The following is a 17,439-nucleotide window of genomic DNA, read 5'->3' as shown; positions in this document are numbered from 1 at the left end:
GGTATGAGCGCCCCGCACGACACGGCCCACCACGACACGGCCGCCGACGCCACCATCGCCGCCACCTCCACCCGGATCACCGTCAAGTCCGCCGAGGACATGCGCGGGCTCGGCCGCAGACTCGCCACGTTCCTGCGCCCCGGTGACCTGGTGCTGCTCACGGGCGAGCTGGGCGCCGGCAAGACGACGCTGACGCGCGGGCTGGGGGAGGGCCTCGGCGTACGCGGTGCCGTCACCTCGCCCACCTTCGTGATCGCCCGCGTCCACCCGCCGCTCGGCGGCGGCCCGGCCCTGGTCCACGTCGACGCCTACCGGCTGCACGGCGGGCTGGACGAGATGGAGGACCTGGACCTCGACGTCTCGCTGCCCGAGTCCGTGATCGTCGTGGAGTGGGGCGACGGCAAGGTCGAGGAGCTGTCCGACGACCGGCTGCACGTCGTCATCGAGCGGGCCGTGGGGGCCGACGCCCCGGGCCTCGAGGACCTCGACGGCGCCGAGGACGTCGACGACGAGCGCGGCGTCACGGTGACCGGAGTCGGCGCGCGCTGGGCGGGCGTGGATCTGACGCCGCTGGGGTAGAAGAGGGCTGTCTGTACGTTCCGACAAGCCGTCGGCAAGATGTTGCGTCGGCGGCGTCGGGCGTGGTCACATGGAGTCAGAGACTCGGTTAGGTGTACCTAAGTACCTGGCCTTGCCCAGCTGCCCCAGGAGGCTTACATGTCGGCCCAAGAGCCTGCTGCCGCCGTGGCGAAACGCTCCGAGGAGCGGCCCCCGTCGATGCGTGACCTCCTGGCGTCGTGTGCCGCGGCCGACGCGGTCTCCACTCCGCCGAAGGCCCCCGGTGGGGCCGTTGCGGGCGAGGGCGAGGATGCCGCCGGGGCTGCGGAGCGCGACGCGGCCTAGTTCTCGGTGCACCCCCGCTGCGCGGTGGTGTCCTCAAGCGGCCGGACGGGCTTGTTTTGGCTGAGTTGAGCCGAAAACCGGCCGCCCGCCGCTGCAGGCGGCAAAAACAGGTACCCGTATGAGTGAGCCGGGCCCGGGGCAACGGACCTACTGAACGACGACGACCTTCGTGCCTCGGACCGCGAACGCCCACATCGCGTCGCCGTCGGCCCGCGTCTCGCGGATGCCGCCCGTCTTCTTCGCGTTCGCCGCGGGAGTCGGCTTCGAGCCGTCGACCGCCGCGCTGAAGCCGAAGACGATCCCGGGCAGGCTGTGGAAGCGCACCACGTGCTCGACCGGAGTCCCGTCCGAGCCGACGACCTGGGGCGCGCGCGAGGTCACCACGTACGTCGCCGGCTTGAGCTCGGCCGTGCTGGGCGTGACCTCGAAGGTCCGGGTGGCCTTGCCGTCGGCGCCGACCAGCCAGACCCGCTTCTGCCCGAGCGCGTAGACGACCCGCTGCCCGGTGCCCGAACCGGCCGGGACGGGGGCCGCCGCCTTCTCCTGGCCCGTCTTGCCCTTGCCGGAGGTGTCCTTGCCGCCCCCGGCCTTCTCCCCGGTCTTGCCGGTGGAGGCGGAGGCGGTGGCCCGGGCGGGGCGGTCGGGTGCGGCCTGTGCCTGGAAGGCGAGGAAGCCGACCGCGGCCAGTGCCGCCGCCGTGAGTCCGGCCACCACGGCCCCCGCGCTGCTGCGTGCCACGCTGCGCACCCTTTCGTCCTGCGTACGACTTTGCGGCTGACCGTAGCACCGCATACGCCCCCGCCGTGCCCTCGGCGGAGGCGGGCGCGCGCACCGGGCGCCCCCGTGCGCGCCGTAGGCTGTCCATGTGCTGCTGCTCGCTCTTGATACCGCCACCCCCGCCGTGACCGTCGCCCTCCACGACGGGGACACCGTCGTAGCCGAGTCGAGCCAGGTGGACGCGCGCCGCCACGGCGAGCTCCTGCTGCCCGCCGTCGACCGGGTGCTCGCCGAGGCGGGCCGCACGCTGGACGCCGTGACCGGGATCGTCGTGGGCGTGGGCCCCGGCCCGTACACCGGCCTGCGGGTCGGCATCGTCACCGCCGCGACGTTCGCCTCCGCCCTGTCCGTTCCCGTGCACAGCCTGTGCTCGCTCGACGGGATCGCGTACGCCGCGGGCCAGGCGGGCCTGGAGGGCGAGTTCGTCGTCGCGACGGACGCGCGCCGCAAGGAGGTCTACTGGGCCCGCTACGCGGACGCGCGCACGCGCGTGACCGAGCCCGCCGTGGACCGCCCCGCCGACCTCACCGAGCCGCTCGCGGGCCTCACGGCCGTCGGTGCGGGCGCCGTGCTCTACCCCGACGCCTTCTCGGACGTCCGCGCCGACCTGCCCCAGCACCAGTCGGCGGGCGCGCTCGCGTCCCTCGCGGCGGAGAAGCTGCGGACGGGCGGGGAGTTCCTGCCGGACCAGCCCCTGTATCTGCGCCGCCCGGACGCGCAGGTGCCGGCCAACTACAAGGTGGTCACCCCCAAGTGAGCCAGGCCGTGCGGATCCGTGAGATGCGCTGGTGGGACATCGCACCGGTGCTGGAGCTGGAGCGCGCGCTCTTCCCCGACGATGCCTGGTCCAAGGGGCTCTTCTGGTCCGAGCTGGCCCACGCGCGCGGGGCGAACGCCAACCGCCGCTACGTCGTCGCGGAGCTGCCCGGCGGCGCGGACGGCGCCGAGGACGCCCCGGGCGCCGGTGACGCCGGTGTGGCCGGACGCCACGCGAGCGCGGCCGGCGGGCCGGGCACGGGCGCCGGCACCACGCCCACGGGCGGCCGCATTGTCGGCTACGCGGGCCTCGCGGCCATCGACGGCACCGGCGACGTCCAGACCATCGCCGTGGCCTACGACCACTGGAGCACGGGCCTGGGCGCCCGTCTCCTGACCGAGCTGCTCACCACCGCGACCGACTTCGAGTGCCGCGAGGTGCTCCTGGAGGTGCGGGTCGACAACACCCGCGCCCAGCGGCTGTACGAGCGCTTCGGCTTCGAGCCGGTCGGGGTGCGGCGCGGCTACTACCAGCCGGGCAACATCGACGCGCTGGTCATGCGTCTCGCGACCGACGCGCCCGCCACCGACCCTTCCGGCCCTGCCGGATCCGCGGAATCCTCCTCCGCCTCCGACAGCGGCTCCGCCGCACAGAACACCGACCAAGGAATGACCCATGGCTGACGAACCTCTCGTACTCGGCATCGAGACCTCGTGCGACGAGACCGGAGTCGGCATCGTCCGCGGCCACACCCTCCTCGCCGACGCGGTCGCCTCCAGCGTGGACGAGCACGCCCGCTTCGGCGGTGTCGTCCCCGAGGTCGCCAGCCGAGCCCACCTCGAAGCCATGGTCCCGACCATCCAGCGCGCCCTGAAGGAAGCGGGAGTGAGCGCGCGGGACCTCGACGGCATCGCGGTGACCGCCGGCCCCGGCCTCGCGGGCGCCCTGCTCGTCGGCGTCTCGGCGGCCAAGGCGTACGCGTACGCGCTCGGCAAGCCCCTCTACGGCGTCAACCACCTCGCCTCGCACATCTGCGTCGACCAGCTCGAACACGGCGCGCTGCCCGAGCCGACGATGGCACTGCTGGTCAGCGGCGGCCACTCGTCCCTGCTGCTGGCGCCCGACATCACCTCCGACGTCCGCCCGCTCGGCTCGACCATCGACGACGCGGCGGGCGAGGCCTTCGACAAGGTCGCCCGCGTCCTCAACCTCGGCTTCCCCGGCGGCCCGGTCATCGACCGCTACGCCCGGGAGGGCAACCCCGCGGCGATCAAGTTCCCGCGCGGTCTGACGGGCCCGCGCGACCCGATCTACGACTTCTCCTTCTCCGGTCTGAAGACCGCCGTCGCCCGCTGGATAGAGGCCAAGCGCGCGGCGGGCGAGGACGTGCCCGTCGCGGACGTGGCGGCGTCCTTCCAGGAGGCCGTCGTCGACGTCCTCACCCGCAAGGCCGTCCGCGCCTGCAAGGACAACGGCGTCGACCACCTCATGATCGGCGGCGGCGTCGCCGCCAACACCCGGCTGCGCGCCATGGCCCAGCGCCGCTGCGAGGACGCGGGCATCGTGCTGCGCGTACCCAACCCCAAGCTCTGCACGGACAACGGCGCGATGGTCGCGGCGCTCGGCGCGGAGATGGTGGCGCGGGGACGCTCGGCGTCGTCGTGGGACCTCTCGGCCGACTCGTCGCTCCCGGTGACGGAGACGCACGTGCCGGGCACGCACGACGAGGACCACGACCACGGAGACGGCGACGGTCACTCACACGGTCATGGCCACGCGCACGACCACGACCACTTCCATGAGCTGAGCAAGGACAACCTCTACTCCTGACCGTCAGCCGGCCGGGTGCCCCAGCAGCATCGTCGGGGCACCCGCCACCCGGGTGAGCAGAATCGTGCAGGAGTTCGGCCCTGCGAGCTTGAGCTTCCTGCGCAGCTCCTCCGGCTCGACCGCCGACCCGCGCTTCTTCACCGTCACGACGCCCACCGCGCGCTCGCGCAGCAGGGCCTTGAGCTTCTTCAGGTTGAAGGGCAGCACGTCCGTGATCTCGTAGGCCGCCGCGTACGGTGTCGGGCGCAGCTCGTCGCTCGTCACGTACGCGATCGTCTCGTCGATCAGCCCTCCGTCGAGCTCCTGGGCCGTCTCCGCGACCAGGTGCGCGCGGATGACCGCGCCGTCGGGCTCGTAGAGGTAGCGGCCCACGGGCCGTACGGCCGGGTCCGGCAGGCCTTCGCCGACCAGGGACGCGGCCCGGGGCAGCAGCGTCGCCCGCCGCGCACCCGGCCGGGTGCCGAACCACAGCACGGCCTCCTTCACATCACCGCCGTCCGAGATCCACTCCGCCTCCGCGTCGTCGGGGATCGCCTCGTGCGGCACCCCGGGCGCGATCTTGAGCGCGGCGCGCGGGGCCGTACGGGCGGCCCCGATCGCCCAGGACAGCGGCGGCGAATACGCCTCGGGGTCGAAGATCCGGCCCCGCCCGCCGCGCCGCGCCGGGTCGACGAACACCGCGTCGTAGCCGGTGGTGTCGATCTCGGCGACATCCGCGCACCGCACCTCGATGAGGTCGGACAGCCCCAGCGCGGCCGCGTTGGCGCGGGCGACGTCGCAGGTCAGCGGGTCGCGGTCGACGGCCAGCACGAAGACCCCGGCCCGCGCGAGCGCGATGGCGTCACCGCCGATGCCGCAGCACAGATCGGCGAGGCGGCGGACGCCGAGCGCGGCGAAGCGCCCGGCGCGGTACTCGGCCACCGACTTACGGGTGGACTGCTCGACACCGTTGGGGGTGAAGAACATGCGGTACGCGTCCTCGGCCCCGAACTTCGCCACCGCGCGCTGTCGCAGCCGCGCCTGGCCGAGCGCGGCCGACACCAGCTCGGCGGGGTACTCACGGCGCAGCCGGGTCGCGGTGGCGAGCTCCTGGGCGGGGTCGTAGTCGCGCAGGGTGTCGAGGAGCCGCCGCCCTTCGTCGGTGAGGAGCGCGGCGAAGGCGTCGGTGGGCGAGCCGGTGGAGGAGTTCGGTGCGGGCACGTGTCTCATTCTCGCCGACGTCCGGCGCCCCGGCCGTCGGTGCCCGCCCCGCGGGGAGCGCACCACTTGCGGGCCCCGGCCGCACGCCGTGGACTGGCCCGTATGACCGCGAACGGCACCGCGCGCCGCGTCCTGTATCTGATCGCCTGCGCCGCCCCGCCCACCCGCCGGATCACCGACGGCATCCGCGCCGCCCAGACGGCCGGCTGGGACGTCTGCCTGATCCTCACGCCCTCCGCGCACCGCTGGCTGGCCGACGAGGCGGACGCGCTGCGGGATCTGACCGGGCATCCGGTCCGGCACGCGTACAAGCTGCCCGACGAGCCCGACGTGCTGCCCGCCGCCGACGCCGTCCTCGTCGCGCCCGCCACCTTCAACACGCTGAACAAGTGGGCCGCCGGCATCGCCGACACCCTCGCGCTCGGGCTCGTCACGGAGGCGATCGGGCTGCGCCTGCCCATCGCCGCCCTGCCGCACCTCGGCGTCGCCCAGGCCGCGCATCCCGCGTTCGGGCGCAACGTCGCGTTCCTGCGCGAGGCGGGCGTGACCGTCCTCCTCGGCGGTGACGGCTACCACCCGGAGCGGGGCGACGAAGTCGACGCGTTCCCCTGGGCGGCCGCCGTCGCGGCACTGCCGGCACCGGCGCCGGCACCGGAGCTGTAGCGCCCCAAGTCCGGCCCCGGCCAGGGGCATCGAACACATGAACAACAATCGTGCCGGTGAGCACGACTGTTTCCGGCCTCCGAGCCGCCCTCGCCACCGCCCTCCCCGTCTGCGCCGCGACGCTTCTGCTGACCGGCCTGCTCTCGGGCTGCTCGTCCGGATCCACCGCCGGACCCTCGTCCGGAGCGGACAAGGCAGGCAAGGGCAGGCCGGTGGGCGCGGCCGGCCAGGCCGCCTCCCCGACCCCCGCCGCCTCCGACGCGTACCGCCGCTGGGGCCTCGACAAGCCCCTCGCCGCGCCCCCGGCCCCGCCCGCCCGCAAGCTGACGGAGAGCGTGAAGACGGGCGGCGCGCCCCTGCTCGTACGGCGGGTGCCCACCCGGGACAAGGTCGTCTTCGTGACCGTCGACGACGGGGCCGAGAAGGACCCGGAGTTCGTGAAGATGGCCGAGGACCTCAAGCTGCCGCTCACGATGTTCCTCACCGACGACATCGCCCGCGCGGGCCGCGGCTACCCCTACTTCGACCGGCTCCACGCCCTCGGCAACGGCGTCCACAACCACACCCTCGGCCACCCCGATCTGCGCACCCTCACCCCCGACGCCCAGCGCCGCCAGATATGCGGACAGCAGGACGTCCTGGCGAAGCGGTACGGCGCCCGCCCGACGCTCTTCCGCCCGCCCTACGGCAACTACAACGGCGCCACCCTCGCCGCCGCGGGCGGCTGCGGGGTGAAGGCGGTCGTGCTGTGGGAGACCACCATGCAGATCAACGACATGCGCTACGCGCAGGGCGGCAGGCTGCGGCCCGGCGACATCGTCCTCGCGCACTTCCGCGGGCCGAAGGAGCTGAAGGGCACGTCCATGACCCGGATGACGACGAACATGCTGCGCAGCATCCAGAAGCAGGGCTACACCGTGGCCCGCCTGGAGGACTATCTCTGAGGGCCCGGCGGAGGATTACCCCCGGCGACGCGCGGGAAGATCCACCCCTGCGGCCGCCGGGTGCGCCGACAGGCGCCCTGTGCACGTCCTGTGCGAGACGCCGTACGAGGCGCTGTACGAGGGGGTCACCCCAGGGGTGGAACGGGACGCGCAGCGCACGCTGAATTGGCACTCCGCTTGACCGAGTGCTAACCGCGTCATAGTCTCGGCTCCGTTGGCACTCTCCACCGGGGAGTGCCAGACACGGCGACGGGCAGCTCCGGCACCCGCGACGACGGATCCACCTGGTCGCCACCTCAGACAGTTAACCCCGTGAGATCTCCGAAGGGGGAGGTCGGATCGTGACGACCGCCAGCTCCAAGGTTGCCATCAAGCCGCTCGAGGACCGCATTGTGGTCCAGCCGCTCGACGCCGAGCAGACCACGGCCTCTGGCCTGGTCATCCCGGACACCGCGAAGGAGAAGCCCCAGGAGGGCGTCGTCCTGGCCGTGGGCCCGGGCCGCTTCGAGGACGGCAACCGTCTTCCGCTCGACGTCACCGTCGGCGACGTCGTGCTCTACAGCAAGTACGGCGGCACCGAGGTGAAGTACAACGGCGAGGAGTACCTCGTCCTCTCGGCTCGCGACGTTCTCGCGATCGTCGAGAAGTAGCCGGGGTCCGGGGGCAGGTCCCCCGGAAAGTACCGAACCCCAGTTTGCATTGATCTACGCCCCGGCCACCCGAGTCTGAACAACCGGGCGACCGGGGCGTAGTTCTTTCGAGAGGACACAACAGCTCCCATGGCGAAGATTCTGAAGTTCGACGAGGACGCCCGTCGCGCCCTTGAGCGCGGCGTCAACAAGCTTGCCGACACCGTGAAGGTGACGATCGGTCCCAAGGGCCGCAACGTCGTCATCGACAAGAAGTTCGGTGCCCCCACCATCACCAACGACGGTGTCACCATCGCGCGCGAGGTCGAGCTCGACGACCCGTACGAGAACCTGGGCGCCCAGCTCGTGAAGGAGGTGGCGACCAAGACCAACGACATCGCGGGTGACGGCACCACCACCGCCACCGTGCTGGCCCAGGCGCTGGTCCGCGAGGGTCTGCGCAACGTCGCCGCCGGCGCCTCCCCGGCCTCGCTGAAGAAGGGCATCGACGCCGCGGTCAAGGCCGTGTCCGATGAGCTTCTCGCGACCGCCCGTCCGATCGAGGACAAGACCGACATCGCCGCCGTGGCCGCGCTCTCCGCGCAGGACAAGCAGGTCGGCGAGCTCATCGCCGAGGCGATGGACAAGGTCGGCAAGGACGGTGTCATCACCGTCGAGGAGTCCAACACCTTCGGCCTGGAGCTGGACTTCACCGAGGGCATGGCCTTCGACAAGGGCTACCTCTCGCCCTACATGGTCACCGACCAGGAGCGTATGGAGGCCGTCCTCGACGACCCGTACATCCTGATCCACCAGGGCAAGATCTCCTCGATCCAGGACCTGCTCCCGCTGCTCGAGAAGATCATCCAGGGTGGCGCCTCCAAGCCGCTCCTGATCATCGCCGAGGATGTCGAGGGCGAGGCGCTCTCCACCCTCGTCGTCAACAAGATCCGCGGCACGTTCAACGCCGTGGCCGTCAAGGCCCCCGGCTTCGGCGACCGCCGCAAGGCGATGCTCGGCGACATGGCCACCCTCACCGGTGCCACCGTCATCGCCGAGGAGGTCGGCCTCAAGCTCGACCAGGCCGGTCTGGACGTGCTGGGCACCGCCCGCCGCGTGACCATCACCAAGGACGACACCACCATCGTCGACGGTGGCGGCAACTCCGAGGACGTCGTCGGTCGCGTCAACCAGATCAAGGCCGAGATCGAGTCCACGGACTCCGACTGGGACCGCGAGAAGCTCCAGGAGCGCCTCGCCAAGCTCGCCGGCGGCGTCTGCGTCATCCGCGTGGGTGCGGCCACCGAGGTCGAGCTCAAGGAGAAGAAGCACCGTCTGGAGGACGCCATCTCCGCGACCCGCGCCGCGGTCGAGGAGGGCATCGTCTCCGGTGGTGGCTCCGCGCTCGTCCACGCCGTCAAGGTTCTCGAGGGCAACCTCGGCAAGACCGGCGACGAGGCCACCGGTGTCGCCGTGGTCCGCCGCGCCGCCGTCGAGCCGCTGCGCTGGATCGCCGAGAACGCCGGCCTCGAGGGCTACGTCATCACCGCGAAGGTGGCGGAGCTCGACAAGGGCCAGGGCTTCAACGCCTCGACCGGTGAGTACGGCGACCTGGTGAAGGCCGGCGTCATCGACCCGGTCAAGGTCACCCGCTCCGCCCTGGAGAACGCCGCGTCCATCGCGTCGCTGCTGCTCACGACCGAGACCCTGGTCGTCGAGAAGCCGGCCGACGAGGAGCCCGAGGCCGGCCACGGCCACGGTCACTCCCACTAGTCGCGACCACCGCCCGGTGGCGGCCGCTTCGCGCGGTGGCCACTCGGCACGGCCGAGGCCCGGCACCCCTGCGGGGGCGCCGGGCCTCGGCCGTTTTCCCGCGGGCCCCGGAGCCCGGGGCGGGAAACCTATCGGCGGCCCGTCCCCGACGACGCCCGCCCGAGCGCCCCGCGTGGCGCCAGCTTCGCCAGACCGCTGAACGCCTTGTACCGGGGGTCGGGCACGGAGATGGTCTTGCCGCGCGCCAGGTCCTTCAGCGCCGAGGTCACGAGCTTGTCCGCGTCCAGCCACAGCCAGTTCGGGATGTTCTCGGCGGGCATGCCCGCCCGCTCGTGGAACTCCGTCCGGACGAAGCCGGGGCACAGCGCCATCAGCCGCAGCCCGCTGCCCTCCAGATCCTTCGCCGCGCCCTGGGTGAACTGCACGACCCACGCCTTGCTCGCCCCGTACGTGCCGCGCGGCACGAACGCGGCCACCGACGCGACGTTGACCACGCCGCCGCGCCTGCGCTCCCGCATCCCGGGGACGGCCGCCGACGTCAGCCGCAGCACCGCCTCGCAGTGCACCTTGAGCATCCTCAGCTCATCGGCCATCGTGACCTCGAGGAAGACGCCCTTGTTCCCGAACCCGGCGTTGTTGACCAGCAGATCCACCGGCTGGGTACGGTCCGAGAGCCGGGCCTCGACCGCCCCGATGCCCTCGTCGTCCGCCAGGTCCGCGCGGAGCACCTCCGCTTCCACGCCGTGCCGGTCGTGGAGCTCGGTCGCCTGTTCGTTGAGCCGCTTCTCGTCGCGCGCCACGAGCACCAGATTGTGCCCGTCGGCCGCCAGCCGCCGAGCGAAGGCCGCGCCGATGCCGGCCGTCGCTCCCGTGATCAGTGCAGTCGTCATACGGGAACGTTAGTGCTCGCCGCCGTCCCGCGGGGGGCCTCCGGCGCCCCCACTGACCCTTCCGGCTGATTCCGCTGCCGCGCCAGGTGCTTGTGGACGGTCTCCACCGTCTCCGGCGCCAGGGCATCACCGGCCGCCAACACCCGGGGCAACAGGGCCCGTTCGGTGGTGAGCGCACGGAAGAGGAAGGAGATGCTCACCTCGTGGTCCGGCCGGTGCACGATCGTCACCGGATCACCCGCACGGACCTCGCCGGACTCCACGACCCGCAGATACGCGCCGGGCGCGGCCTCCTGGGTGAAGCGCTTCATCCAGCCCGACTCGCCCAGCCAGTCGGCGAAGGTCCGGCAGGGGATGCGCGGCGCGGAGACCTCCAGCACCAGCTCCGCGCCGATCCGCCAACGCTCGCCGATGAGGGCGCCATTGACGTCGACTCCGGAGGTGGTGAGGTTCTCGCCGAAGGAGCCGTGGGGCAGCTCGCGGCCCAACTGCCGCTCCCAGCCGTCCAGGTCCTCGCGGGCGAACGCGTACACCGCCTGGTGGTCCCCGCCGTGATGGCGCAGATTGACCACCTCGTCGCCGGCGAGGCCGCTCCCCGCGACGCCCTTCGGCCCGGGCGGGGCCACGGCGACCGGCCCGGCGACGGGGCGCTTGTCGATGCCGGTGTCCAGGCCGGCCGTGAAACCGGGGGCGTCGCCGGGGGCCGCCGCGGTCGTCCCGCGGCCCACGTTCACAGAGATCACGTACATGAAGGGCAAGGTTAGGTGCGCAGGCCTCAAAGGGGCGAATGCATATTTTTGGCCGTCTCCAAGAAGGCCTTATGCTCGAAGCATGATCGAGGCTCGTCATCTGAGGGTGCTGCGCGCGGTCGCCGCCACCGGTTCGTTCTCGGCCGCGGCGCGCGAGCTGGGCTGCACCCAGCCCGCCGTCAGCCAGCAGATGAAGGCCCTGGAGCAGTCCACGGGCACCCCGCTGCTGATCCGCACGGGCCGCGAGATGCGCCTGACGCAGGCGGGCGAGGCCCTCGTCCGGCACGCCTCGGGAATCCTGGCCGGGCTGACCGCGGCCGAGGAGGAGATCGCGGCGATCGCCGGGCTGCGCGCCGGGCGGGTGCGGCTGGTCTCCTTCCCCAGCGGCAGCTCGACGCTGGTGCCGGGCGCGCTCGCGGCGATGCGGGCCGCCCACCCGGGCACGCGGGTCTCCCTCGTCGAGGCCGAACCGCCGCGCTCGGTGGAGATGCTGCGCGACGGCGACTGCGAGATCGCGCTGGCCTTCCGGTACCCCGAGGTGCGCGGCGCCGACCCGGCGGCGAGCGCGGAGTGGGACGACCTGGTCGTAAGGCCGCTGCTGACCGACCGGCTCATCGGCGTGGTCCCGGAGGGGCACCGGCTCGCCGGGGCCGACCGGGTGGGGATCGAGGAGCTGGCCGGGGAGTCGTGGATCGCGGGCTGCCCGCGGTGCCGCCGGCACCTGGTCGAGGTGTGCGAGAGCGCGGGCTTCACGCCGCGGATCGACTTCGCCACCGATGACTATCCGGCGGTGTTCGGGCTGGTCGGGGCCGGGCTCGGGGTCGCGGTGATGCCGGAGCTGGCCCTGGAGTCGGTACGCCCCAAGGGCGCCCGGATCGTACCGGTCGAGCCCGTCGTGCAGCGCGAGATCGTCGCCCTCACCCTGCCGGACCTGGCCCGGGTTCCGGCCGTCGGGGCGATGCTCGAACAGCTGGCGGCGGCCGCCCGTCGCTGAGCGGATCCGATGAGACGTTTCTTCAGCGGGGACGTCGAGCGGTGGAACGTTTCTTCACACGACGGGGCATGTGGTCTCACGCACTGAGAGCGCCGGTCACGGCGATGCTCCGGTGTCGCGCGCGTCCCATCAGCTCCTCGCGCTCGTCCTCGGTGAGGCCGCCCCACACGCCATAGGGCTCGCGCACGGCCAGCGCGTGCGCCGCGCACTCCGCGCGCACGGGGCAGCGCATGCACACCTCTTTCGCCGATGCCTCGCGGGCGCTGCGGGCGGCGCCGCGTTCGCCCTCGGGGTGGAAGAAGAGCGAGCTGTCGACCCCTCGGCACGCCGCCAGGAGCTGCCAGTCCCACAGGTCGGCGTTGGGACCGGGAAGACGGGAGAAATCTGCCATTGCTTATCCCCTCGAAGCGATCTGTGACGCGATGTGTGCGATGTGTGAGTGGTTCCTGAGTGGTGTGCGGGTCGATCCTCTGAGGAGTTCCCCGTCATCTGCTGTGTAAGCAGATGTAAATATGACTCATTGCGAATCTAGCCATAGACAGCAGCAAATGGGAAGAAAAACGGCGCCGGATGGGCAAATGGGGCATAGCTTGAGTCGTGAGCAGGGCGCCCCCAATGCGCCCTGCTCCGTGTCCGCGCCCTCACGTAGAGTGCCGAACGTGGCCGACCGAGCCCGTAACTCTTTCGGGTGACCGTCGTTGAGAGTGCGGAGGCGGTTGACGGATGAAGCAGTCGGGCAGGTGTCCGACCCAGCGGGAAATCGTCGATCGCACAGGTGACGATCAGTACCAGCCTGGAGGCTCAAGGTGACGCGCATCAGCTGCGGAGGGCGGCCATGACATCCGTCCTCGTCTGCGACGACTCCCCGCTTGCCCGAGAAGCGCTCCGTCGTGCGGTGGCGACCGTGCCCGGCGTCGAGCGTGTGACGACGGCGGCCAACGGCGAGGAAGTCCTCCGCCGCTGGGGCGCCGATCGTTCGGACCTCATTCTGATGGACGTTCGGATGCCGGGGCTCGGCGGTGTGGAGACCGTGCGCCGGCTGCTCTCCGCCGATCCCGGGGCCCGGATCATCATGCTCACGGTGGCCGAGGATCTCGACGGGGTCGCGCTCGCGGTCGCCGCCGGGGCGCGCGGCTATCTGCACAAGGACGCCTCGCGCGCCGAGCTGCGGGCGACCGTGACCCAGGCGCTCGCCGACCCGACCTGGCGCCTCGCCCCCCGGCGGCTGCGCTCGGCGGAGATGGGCGCGGCGCCCACGCTCACCGCGCGGGAGATCCAAGTGCTCGAAGGTATGAGCCACGGTCGGTCCAACGCGGAGATCGGCCGTGAGCTGTTCCTCTCCGAGGACACGGTCAAGACCCACGCGCGGCGTCTGTTCAAGAAATTGGGCGCCTCGGACCGGGCGCACGCGGTGGCGCTCGGCTTCCGCTGGGGCCTGGTCCGCTAGGCGCGGTGTGGCGCGCAGTGTCGTGAGGCCGCGGTGCGCGCCACCCGGGTGGTGCCTGCCGCGGCCTCACCGCGTCGGCGTCCGACGCCGAAACTCCGAGGGATGCCGCATCCTTGGAGTGTGACTCCTCCCCGGCAGGAGCCGAGGCTTCTCACTCGGCCCCGAAAGATCTCATGACGGACAAGCCCTGCCCGGCGCCGTACGGCACGGGCACAAGCTACCGGTGGAGTCGTGAGTGCAGGGGCGGGCATACCCGAAAGGGGGAGGCGCTAGACGTGAGTGCGAGGACACCGACGCGTAACGGTTCGATGCACAACCACGAGGGCGATGCCACGGAAGCTTCCACAGCGAGGCACCATGGACCGATGCGCGACGACGACAAGGCGGGGTCTCCCATGCCCACAGCCCCAGGGGAGATCGGCGCCCTCGTCGCGCGCGCCGTCGAGGGTGACCGGCGGGCCACCCACGATCTGCTGGCCCTGGTGCACCCGCTCGCCCTGCGCTACTGCCGCACCCGGCTGTCGCGGCTGCCGGGCGACGCCAGGCACTTCGTGGACGATCTGGCCCAGGAGGTCTGCCTGGCGGTGCTGTGCGCCCTGCCGCGCTACCGCGACACCGGGCGGCCCTTCGAGGCCTTCGTCGTGGCCATCGCCGCGCACAAGGTCGCCGATCTGCAGCGGGCCGCGATGCGGCACGGCAGTACCGCGGTGCCGTCCGACGAGATGCCGGAGCAGCCCGACGACTCCCTCGGTCCCGAGGAGCGGGCGCTGCTCAGCAGTGACGCGGAGTGGGCGAAGAAGCTCCTCGCCAACCTCCCGGAGAACCAGCGCGAGCTGGTGCTGCTGCGGGTCGCCATCGGGATGACGGCGGAGGAGACCGGGCAGATGCTCGGCATGTCGCCGGGTGCGGTGCGGGTCGCGCAGCACCGGGCGCTCAGCCGGCTCCGGGCGCTCGCCGAGCAGTGAGCGCATCCCGGGGCGTGGTGCGGAGAAGCCCGTGCACAGCCTGTGCACACCATCGATTTGTCGGAACGTACAAGTGATGCGGGACTCAGCCGTCGTGGAATGGGACACCTGTGACGGCCGTTAGCATGGGAGTCCGCGCTGGGGCAAGACCATTTGGGAAGGTGTCATGACTGACAACGTCGACGGAATGCCCGGAAAATTCGCGATGCTCGGTCTGACATACGACGACGTCCTGCTGCTGCCGGGCGCCTCGGAGGTACTGCCGAACGGGGTCGACACCTCGTCCCGCGTCTCGCGCAACGTCCGGGTCAACATCCCGCTGCTGTCCGCCGCGATGGACAAGGTCACCGAGGCGCGGATGGCGATCGCCATGGCCCGTCAGGGTGGCGCGGGCGTGCTGCACCGCAACCTCTCCATCGAGGACCAGGCCAACCAGGTCGACCTGGTCAAGCGCTCCGAGTCGGGCATGGTCACCGACCCGATCACGGTCCGCCCGGACGCCACGCTGGCCGAGGCCGACGCGCTGTGCGCGAAGTTCCGGATCAGCGGCGTGCCGGTCACCGACCCGGCGGGCAAGCTGCTCGGCATCGTCACCAACCGTGACATGGCCTTCGAGCTGGACCGCCGCCGTCAGGTGCGCGAGGTCATGACCCCGATGCCGCTGGTGACGGGCAACGTCGGGATCTCCGGCGAGGACGCGATCGAGCTGCTCCGCCGCCACAAGATCGAGAAGCTGCCGCTGGTCGACGAGAGCGGCGTGCTCAAGGGCCTCATCACGGTCAAGGACTTCGTCAAGGCCGAGAAGTACCCGAACGCGGCGAAGGACTCCGAGGGCCGCCTGGTCGTCGGTGCCGCCGTGGGCGTGGGCGAGGAGGCCTACGAGCGCGCCCAGGCGCTCGTCGCGGCCGGTGCCGACTTCCTGGTCATCGACAGCGCCCACGGCCACAGCCGGGGCATCCTCGACATGATCGCCAAGGTCAAGTCCAACATCAACGTCGATGTCGTCGGCGGCAACGTCGCCACGCGCGACGGCGCCCAGGCGCTCATCGACGCCGGTGTCGACGGCGTCAAGGTCGGTGTCGGCCCGGGCTCGATCTGCACGACCCGCGTCGTCGCCGGCATCGGCGTCCCGCAGGTCACCGCCATCTACGAGGCCGCGCAGGCGTGCCACGCGGCCGGTGTGCCGCTGATCGGCGACGGCGGTCTGCAGTACTCCGGCGACATCGCCAAGGCGATCGCGGCCGGCGCGGACACGGTGATGCTCGGCTCGCTGCTCGCGGGCTGCGAGGAGTCGCCGGGCGAGATGGTCTTCATCAACGGCAAGCAGTTCAAGTCCTACCGGGGCATGGGTTCGCTGGGCGCGATGCAGTCGCGCGGCCAGGCCCGCTCGTACTCCAAGGACCGCTACTTCCAGGACAACGTCCTCTCCGAGGACAAGCTCGTGCCCGAGGGCATCGAGGGCCAGGTGCCCTACCGCGGCCCCCTCGCCTCGGTCGCGCACCAGCTCATCGGCGGTCTGCGGGCCTCCATGGGCTACGTCGGCTCGGCCGATGTGCAGGAGCTGAAGGACAAGGGCCGCTTCGTGCGCATCACGTCGGCGGGGCTCAAGGAGAGCCACCCGCACGACATCCAGATGACGACCGAGGCACCGAACTACTCCCGTCGGTAGTAGTCGGTAGCAGTACGCGCTGTGCAGGAGCCCGCGACCGAAAGGCCGCGGGCTTCGCCGCGTCGGGGATACTGGTATGCGCAGACGGAGCGCCAAGGAAAGTATTGAAAGGCCACACACGTGACTGAGATCGAGATCGGGCGCGGCAAGCGCGGCCGCCGGGCGTACGCATTCGACGACATCGCCGTCGTCCCGAGCCGCCGTACGCGCGACCCGAAGGAGGTCTCGATCGCCTGGCAGATCGACGCCTACCGCTTCGAGCTGCCGTTCCTGGCCGCTCCCATGGACTCGGTCGTCTCGCCCGAGACCGCCATCCGCATCGGTGAGCTCGGCGGCCTCGGCGTGCTGAACCTCGAGGGTCTGTGGACCCGGTACGAGGACCCGGAGCCGCTGCTCGCGGAGATCGCGGAGCTGGACGAGACCGCGGCCACCAAGCGCCTCCAGGAGATCTACGAGGCGCCGATCAAGGAAGAGCTGATCGGGCAGCGCATCAAGGAGGTCCGCGACTCCGGTGTCGTGACCGCCGCCGCGCTCTCCCCGCAGCGCACCGCGCAGTTCTCCAAGGCCGTCGTCGACGCGGGCGTGGACATCTTCGTGATCCGCGGGACGACCGTCTCCGCCGAGCACGTCTCCGGTGCCGCCGAGCCGCTGAACCTCAAGCAGTTCATCTACGAGCTCGACGTCCCGGTCATCGTCGGCGGCTGCGCGACCTACACCGCGGCGCTGCACCTGATGCGCACGGGCGCGGCGGGTGTCCTCGTCGGCTTCGGCGGTGGCGCGGCGCACACCACGCGCAACGTGCTGGGCATCCAGGTCCCGATGGCGACCGCGGTCGCCGATGTGGCCGCCGCCCGCCGTGACTACATGGACGAGTCCGGCGGCCGTTACGTCCACGTCATCGCGGACGGTGGCGTGGGCTGGTCGGGCGACCTGCCGAAGGCCATCGCCTGTGGCGCGGACGCCGTGATGATGGGCTCCCCGCTCGCGCGCGCCACGGACGCGCCGGGCCGCGGCTACCACTGGGGCATGGAGGCCGTCCACGAGGACGTGCCGCGCGGCAAGCGCATGAACCTGGGCACGGTCGGCACGACCGAGGAGATCCTCGCCGGTCCCTCGCACACCCCGGACGGCTCGATGAACATGTTCGGCGCGCTGCGCCGTGCGATGGCCACCACGGGCTACAGCGAGCTGAAGGAGTTCCAGCGGGTCGAGGTGACGGTCGCGCCGTCGCAGCACGACAACCGCTGAT

19 protein-coding genes are annotated in these 17,439 nt (G+C 71.7%); 14 read left to right on the top strand and 5 right to left on the bottom strand.

Going from position 1 to position 17,439, the window contains the following annotated elements; translation table 11 throughout:
* Window positions 1-3 precede the first annotated feature (3 nt).
* Window positions 4-579 carry a tRNA (adenosine(37)-N6)-threonylcarbamoyltransferase complex ATPase subunit type 1 TsaE gene (gene tsaE, locus AB8O64_RS15795; protein ID WP_365214500.1) on the top strand — a complete coding sequence of 192 codons (576 nt, stop codon included), beginning with the start codon at window positions 4-6 and terminating at the stop codon, window positions 577-579.
* A gap of 138 nt (window positions 580-717) precedes the next feature.
* Window positions 718-903 carry a hypothetical protein gene (locus AB8O64_RS15790; protein ID WP_370419744.1) on the top strand — a complete coding sequence of 62 codons (186 nt, stop codon included), beginning with the start codon at window positions 718-720 and terminating at the stop codon, window positions 901-903.
* 147 nt (window positions 904-1,050) lie between these two features.
* On the opposite strand, the gene AB8O64_RS15785 is transcribed toward AB8O64_RS15790, so the two are convergent.
* A complete protein-coding gene (locus AB8O64_RS15785) occupies window positions 1,051-1,641 on the bottom strand; it encodes a hypothetical protein (RefSeq protein ID WP_370419743.1) in 591 nt (196 codons plus the stop codon).
* Window positions 1,642-1,768: 127 nt separating this feature from the next.
* On the opposite strand from AB8O64_RS15785, the gene tsaB reads away from it, so the two are divergent.
* From tsaB to tsaD, 3 genes are read left to right on the top strand one after another with little or no spacing between them, the layout of a single operon-like run.
* Window positions 1,769-2,437 carry a tRNA (adenosine(37)-N6)-threonylcarbamoyltransferase complex dimerization subunit type 1 TsaB gene (tsaB, locus tag AB8O64_RS15780; protein ID WP_130879027.1) on the top strand — a complete coding sequence of 223 codons (669 nt, stop codon included), beginning with the start codon at window positions 1,769-1,771 and terminating at the stop codon, window positions 2,435-2,437.
* Window positions 2,434-3,120 carry a ribosomal protein S18-alanine N-acetyltransferase gene (rimI, locus tag AB8O64_RS15775; RefSeq protein ID WP_356449110.1) on the top strand — a complete coding sequence of 229 codons (687 nt, stop codon included), beginning with the start codon at window positions 2,434-2,436 and terminating at the stop codon, window positions 3,118-3,120. Before tsaB ends, rimI begins: the two co-directional genes overlap by 4 nt.
* On the top strand, window positions 3,113-4,267 hold the full coding sequence (gene tsaD, locus AB8O64_RS15770; protein WP_370419742.1) for a tRNA (adenosine(37)-N6)-threonylcarbamoyltransferase complex transferase subunit TsaD: 1,155 nt from the start codon (window positions 3,113-3,115) through the stop codon (window positions 4,265-4,267). The genes rimI and tsaD overlap by 8 nt, the downstream gene beginning before the upstream one ends.
* A gap of 3 nt (window positions 4,268-4,270) precedes the next feature.
* On the opposite strand, the gene AB8O64_RS15765 is transcribed toward tsaD, so the two are convergent.
* Window positions 4,271-5,476, bottom strand: coding sequence for a methyltransferase domain-containing protein (locus tag AB8O64_RS15765; protein ID WP_370419741.1), 1,206 nt, complete (start codon window positions 5,474-5,476; stop codon window positions 4,271-4,273).
* 93 nt (window positions 5,477-5,569) lie between these two features.
* On the opposite strand from AB8O64_RS15765, the gene AB8O64_RS15760 reads away from it, so the two are divergent.
* The 4 genes from AB8O64_RS15760 to groL all read left to right on the top strand — a co-directional run bounded on the left by AB8O64_RS15760 (window position 5,570) and on the right by groL (window position 9,476).
* On the top strand, window positions 5,570-6,130 hold the full coding sequence (locus AB8O64_RS15760; RefSeq protein WP_370419740.1) for a flavoprotein: 561 nt from the start codon (window positions 5,570-5,572) through the stop codon (window positions 6,128-6,130).
* A 56-nt stretch (window positions 6,131-6,186) separates the two neighbouring features.
* The gene (locus AB8O64_RS15755) at window positions 6,187-7,074 is read left to right on the top strand and encodes a polysaccharide deacetylase family protein (protein WP_370419739.1); all 888 of its coding nucleotides are present in this window, start codon (window positions 6,187-6,189) and stop codon (window positions 7,072-7,074) included.
* Window positions 7,075-7,415: 341 nt separating this feature from the next.
* Window positions 7,416-7,724: a co-chaperone GroES gene (groES, locus tag AB8O64_RS15750; protein ID WP_010986397.1), complete on the top strand. Its 309-nt coding sequence runs from the start codon at window positions 7,416-7,418 to the stop codon at window positions 7,722-7,724.
* A 129-nt stretch (window positions 7,725-7,853) separates the two neighbouring features.
* Window positions 7,854-9,476, top strand: a complete 1,623-nt coding sequence (gene groL, locus AB8O64_RS15745; RefSeq protein WP_370419738.1) for a chaperonin GroEL — start codon at window positions 7,854-7,856, stop codon at window positions 9,474-9,476.
* A gap of 128 nt (window positions 9,477-9,604) precedes the next feature.
* Here the strand turns inward: groL and AB8O64_RS15740 are convergent, their stop codons facing one another.
* Both AB8O64_RS15740 and AB8O64_RS15735 read right to left on the bottom strand, forming a co-directional pair.
* Entirely contained in the window at window positions 9,605-10,366 is a 762-nt protein-coding gene (locus tag AB8O64_RS15740) for an SDR family oxidoreductase (protein WP_130879033.1), read from the bottom strand.
* A complete protein-coding gene (locus tag AB8O64_RS15735; protein WP_370419737.1) occupies window positions 10,363-11,115 on the bottom strand; it encodes an MOSC domain-containing protein in 753 nt (250 codons plus the stop codon). The genes AB8O64_RS15740 and AB8O64_RS15735 overlap by 4 nt, the downstream gene beginning before the upstream one ends.
* Before the next feature lie 82 nt (window positions 11,116-11,197).
* Here AB8O64_RS15735 and AB8O64_RS15730 point away from each other — a divergent pair, with 82 nt between their 5' ends.
* The gene (locus tag AB8O64_RS15730) at window positions 11,198-12,109 is read left to right on the top strand and encodes a LysR family transcriptional regulator (protein ID WP_356449124.1); all 912 of its coding nucleotides are present in this window, start codon (window positions 11,198-11,200) and stop codon (window positions 12,107-12,109) included.
* A gap of 76 nt (window positions 12,110-12,185) precedes the next feature.
* Here the strand turns inward: AB8O64_RS15730 and AB8O64_RS15725 are convergent, their stop codons facing one another.
* Complete coding sequence (locus AB8O64_RS15725) at window positions 12,186-12,500, bottom strand: WhiB family transcriptional regulator (RefSeq protein ID WP_130879036.1); 315 nt, start codon at window positions 12,498-12,500, stop codon at window positions 12,186-12,188.
* A 444-nt stretch (window positions 12,501-12,944) separates the two neighbouring features.
* On the opposite strand from AB8O64_RS15725, the gene AB8O64_RS15720 reads away from it, so the two are divergent.
* From AB8O64_RS15720 to AB8O64_RS15705, 4 genes are all read left to right on the top strand, one after another.
* Window positions 12,945-13,556 carry a response regulator transcription factor gene (locus AB8O64_RS15720; protein ID WP_003948568.1) on the top strand — a complete coding sequence of 204 codons (612 nt, stop codon included), beginning with the start codon at window positions 12,945-12,947 and terminating at the stop codon, window positions 13,554-13,556.
* Window positions 13,557-13,921: 365 nt separating this feature from the next.
* On the top strand, window positions 13,922-14,521 hold the full coding sequence (locus tag AB8O64_RS15715; protein ID WP_130879037.1) for a sigma-70 family RNA polymerase sigma factor: 600 nt from the start codon (window positions 13,922-13,924) through the stop codon (window positions 14,519-14,521).
* A 166-nt stretch (window positions 14,522-14,687) separates the two neighbouring features.
* Entirely contained in the window at window positions 14,688-16,190 is a 1,503-nt protein-coding gene (gene guaB, locus AB8O64_RS15710; RefSeq protein WP_130879038.1) for an IMP dehydrogenase, read from the top strand.
* 120 nt (window positions 16,191-16,310) lie between these two features.
* A complete protein-coding gene (locus AB8O64_RS15705; RefSeq protein ID WP_365373573.1) occupies window positions 16,311-17,438 on the top strand; it encodes a GuaB3 family IMP dehydrogenase-related protein in 1,128 nt (375 codons plus the stop codon).
* Window position 17,439: the final 1 nt, after the last annotated feature.

Origin of the sequence: Streptomyces sp. QH1-20, from assembly GCF_041283565.1 — a bacterium.
In the GTDB taxonomy this organism is placed as follows: Bacteria; Actinomycetota; Actinomycetes; order Streptomycetales; family Streptomycetaceae; genus Streptomyces; species Streptomyces syringius.
The sequence above is the reverse complement of the archived record's forward strand: the minus strand, read 5'-3'. Positions and strand labels throughout refer to the sequence as shown.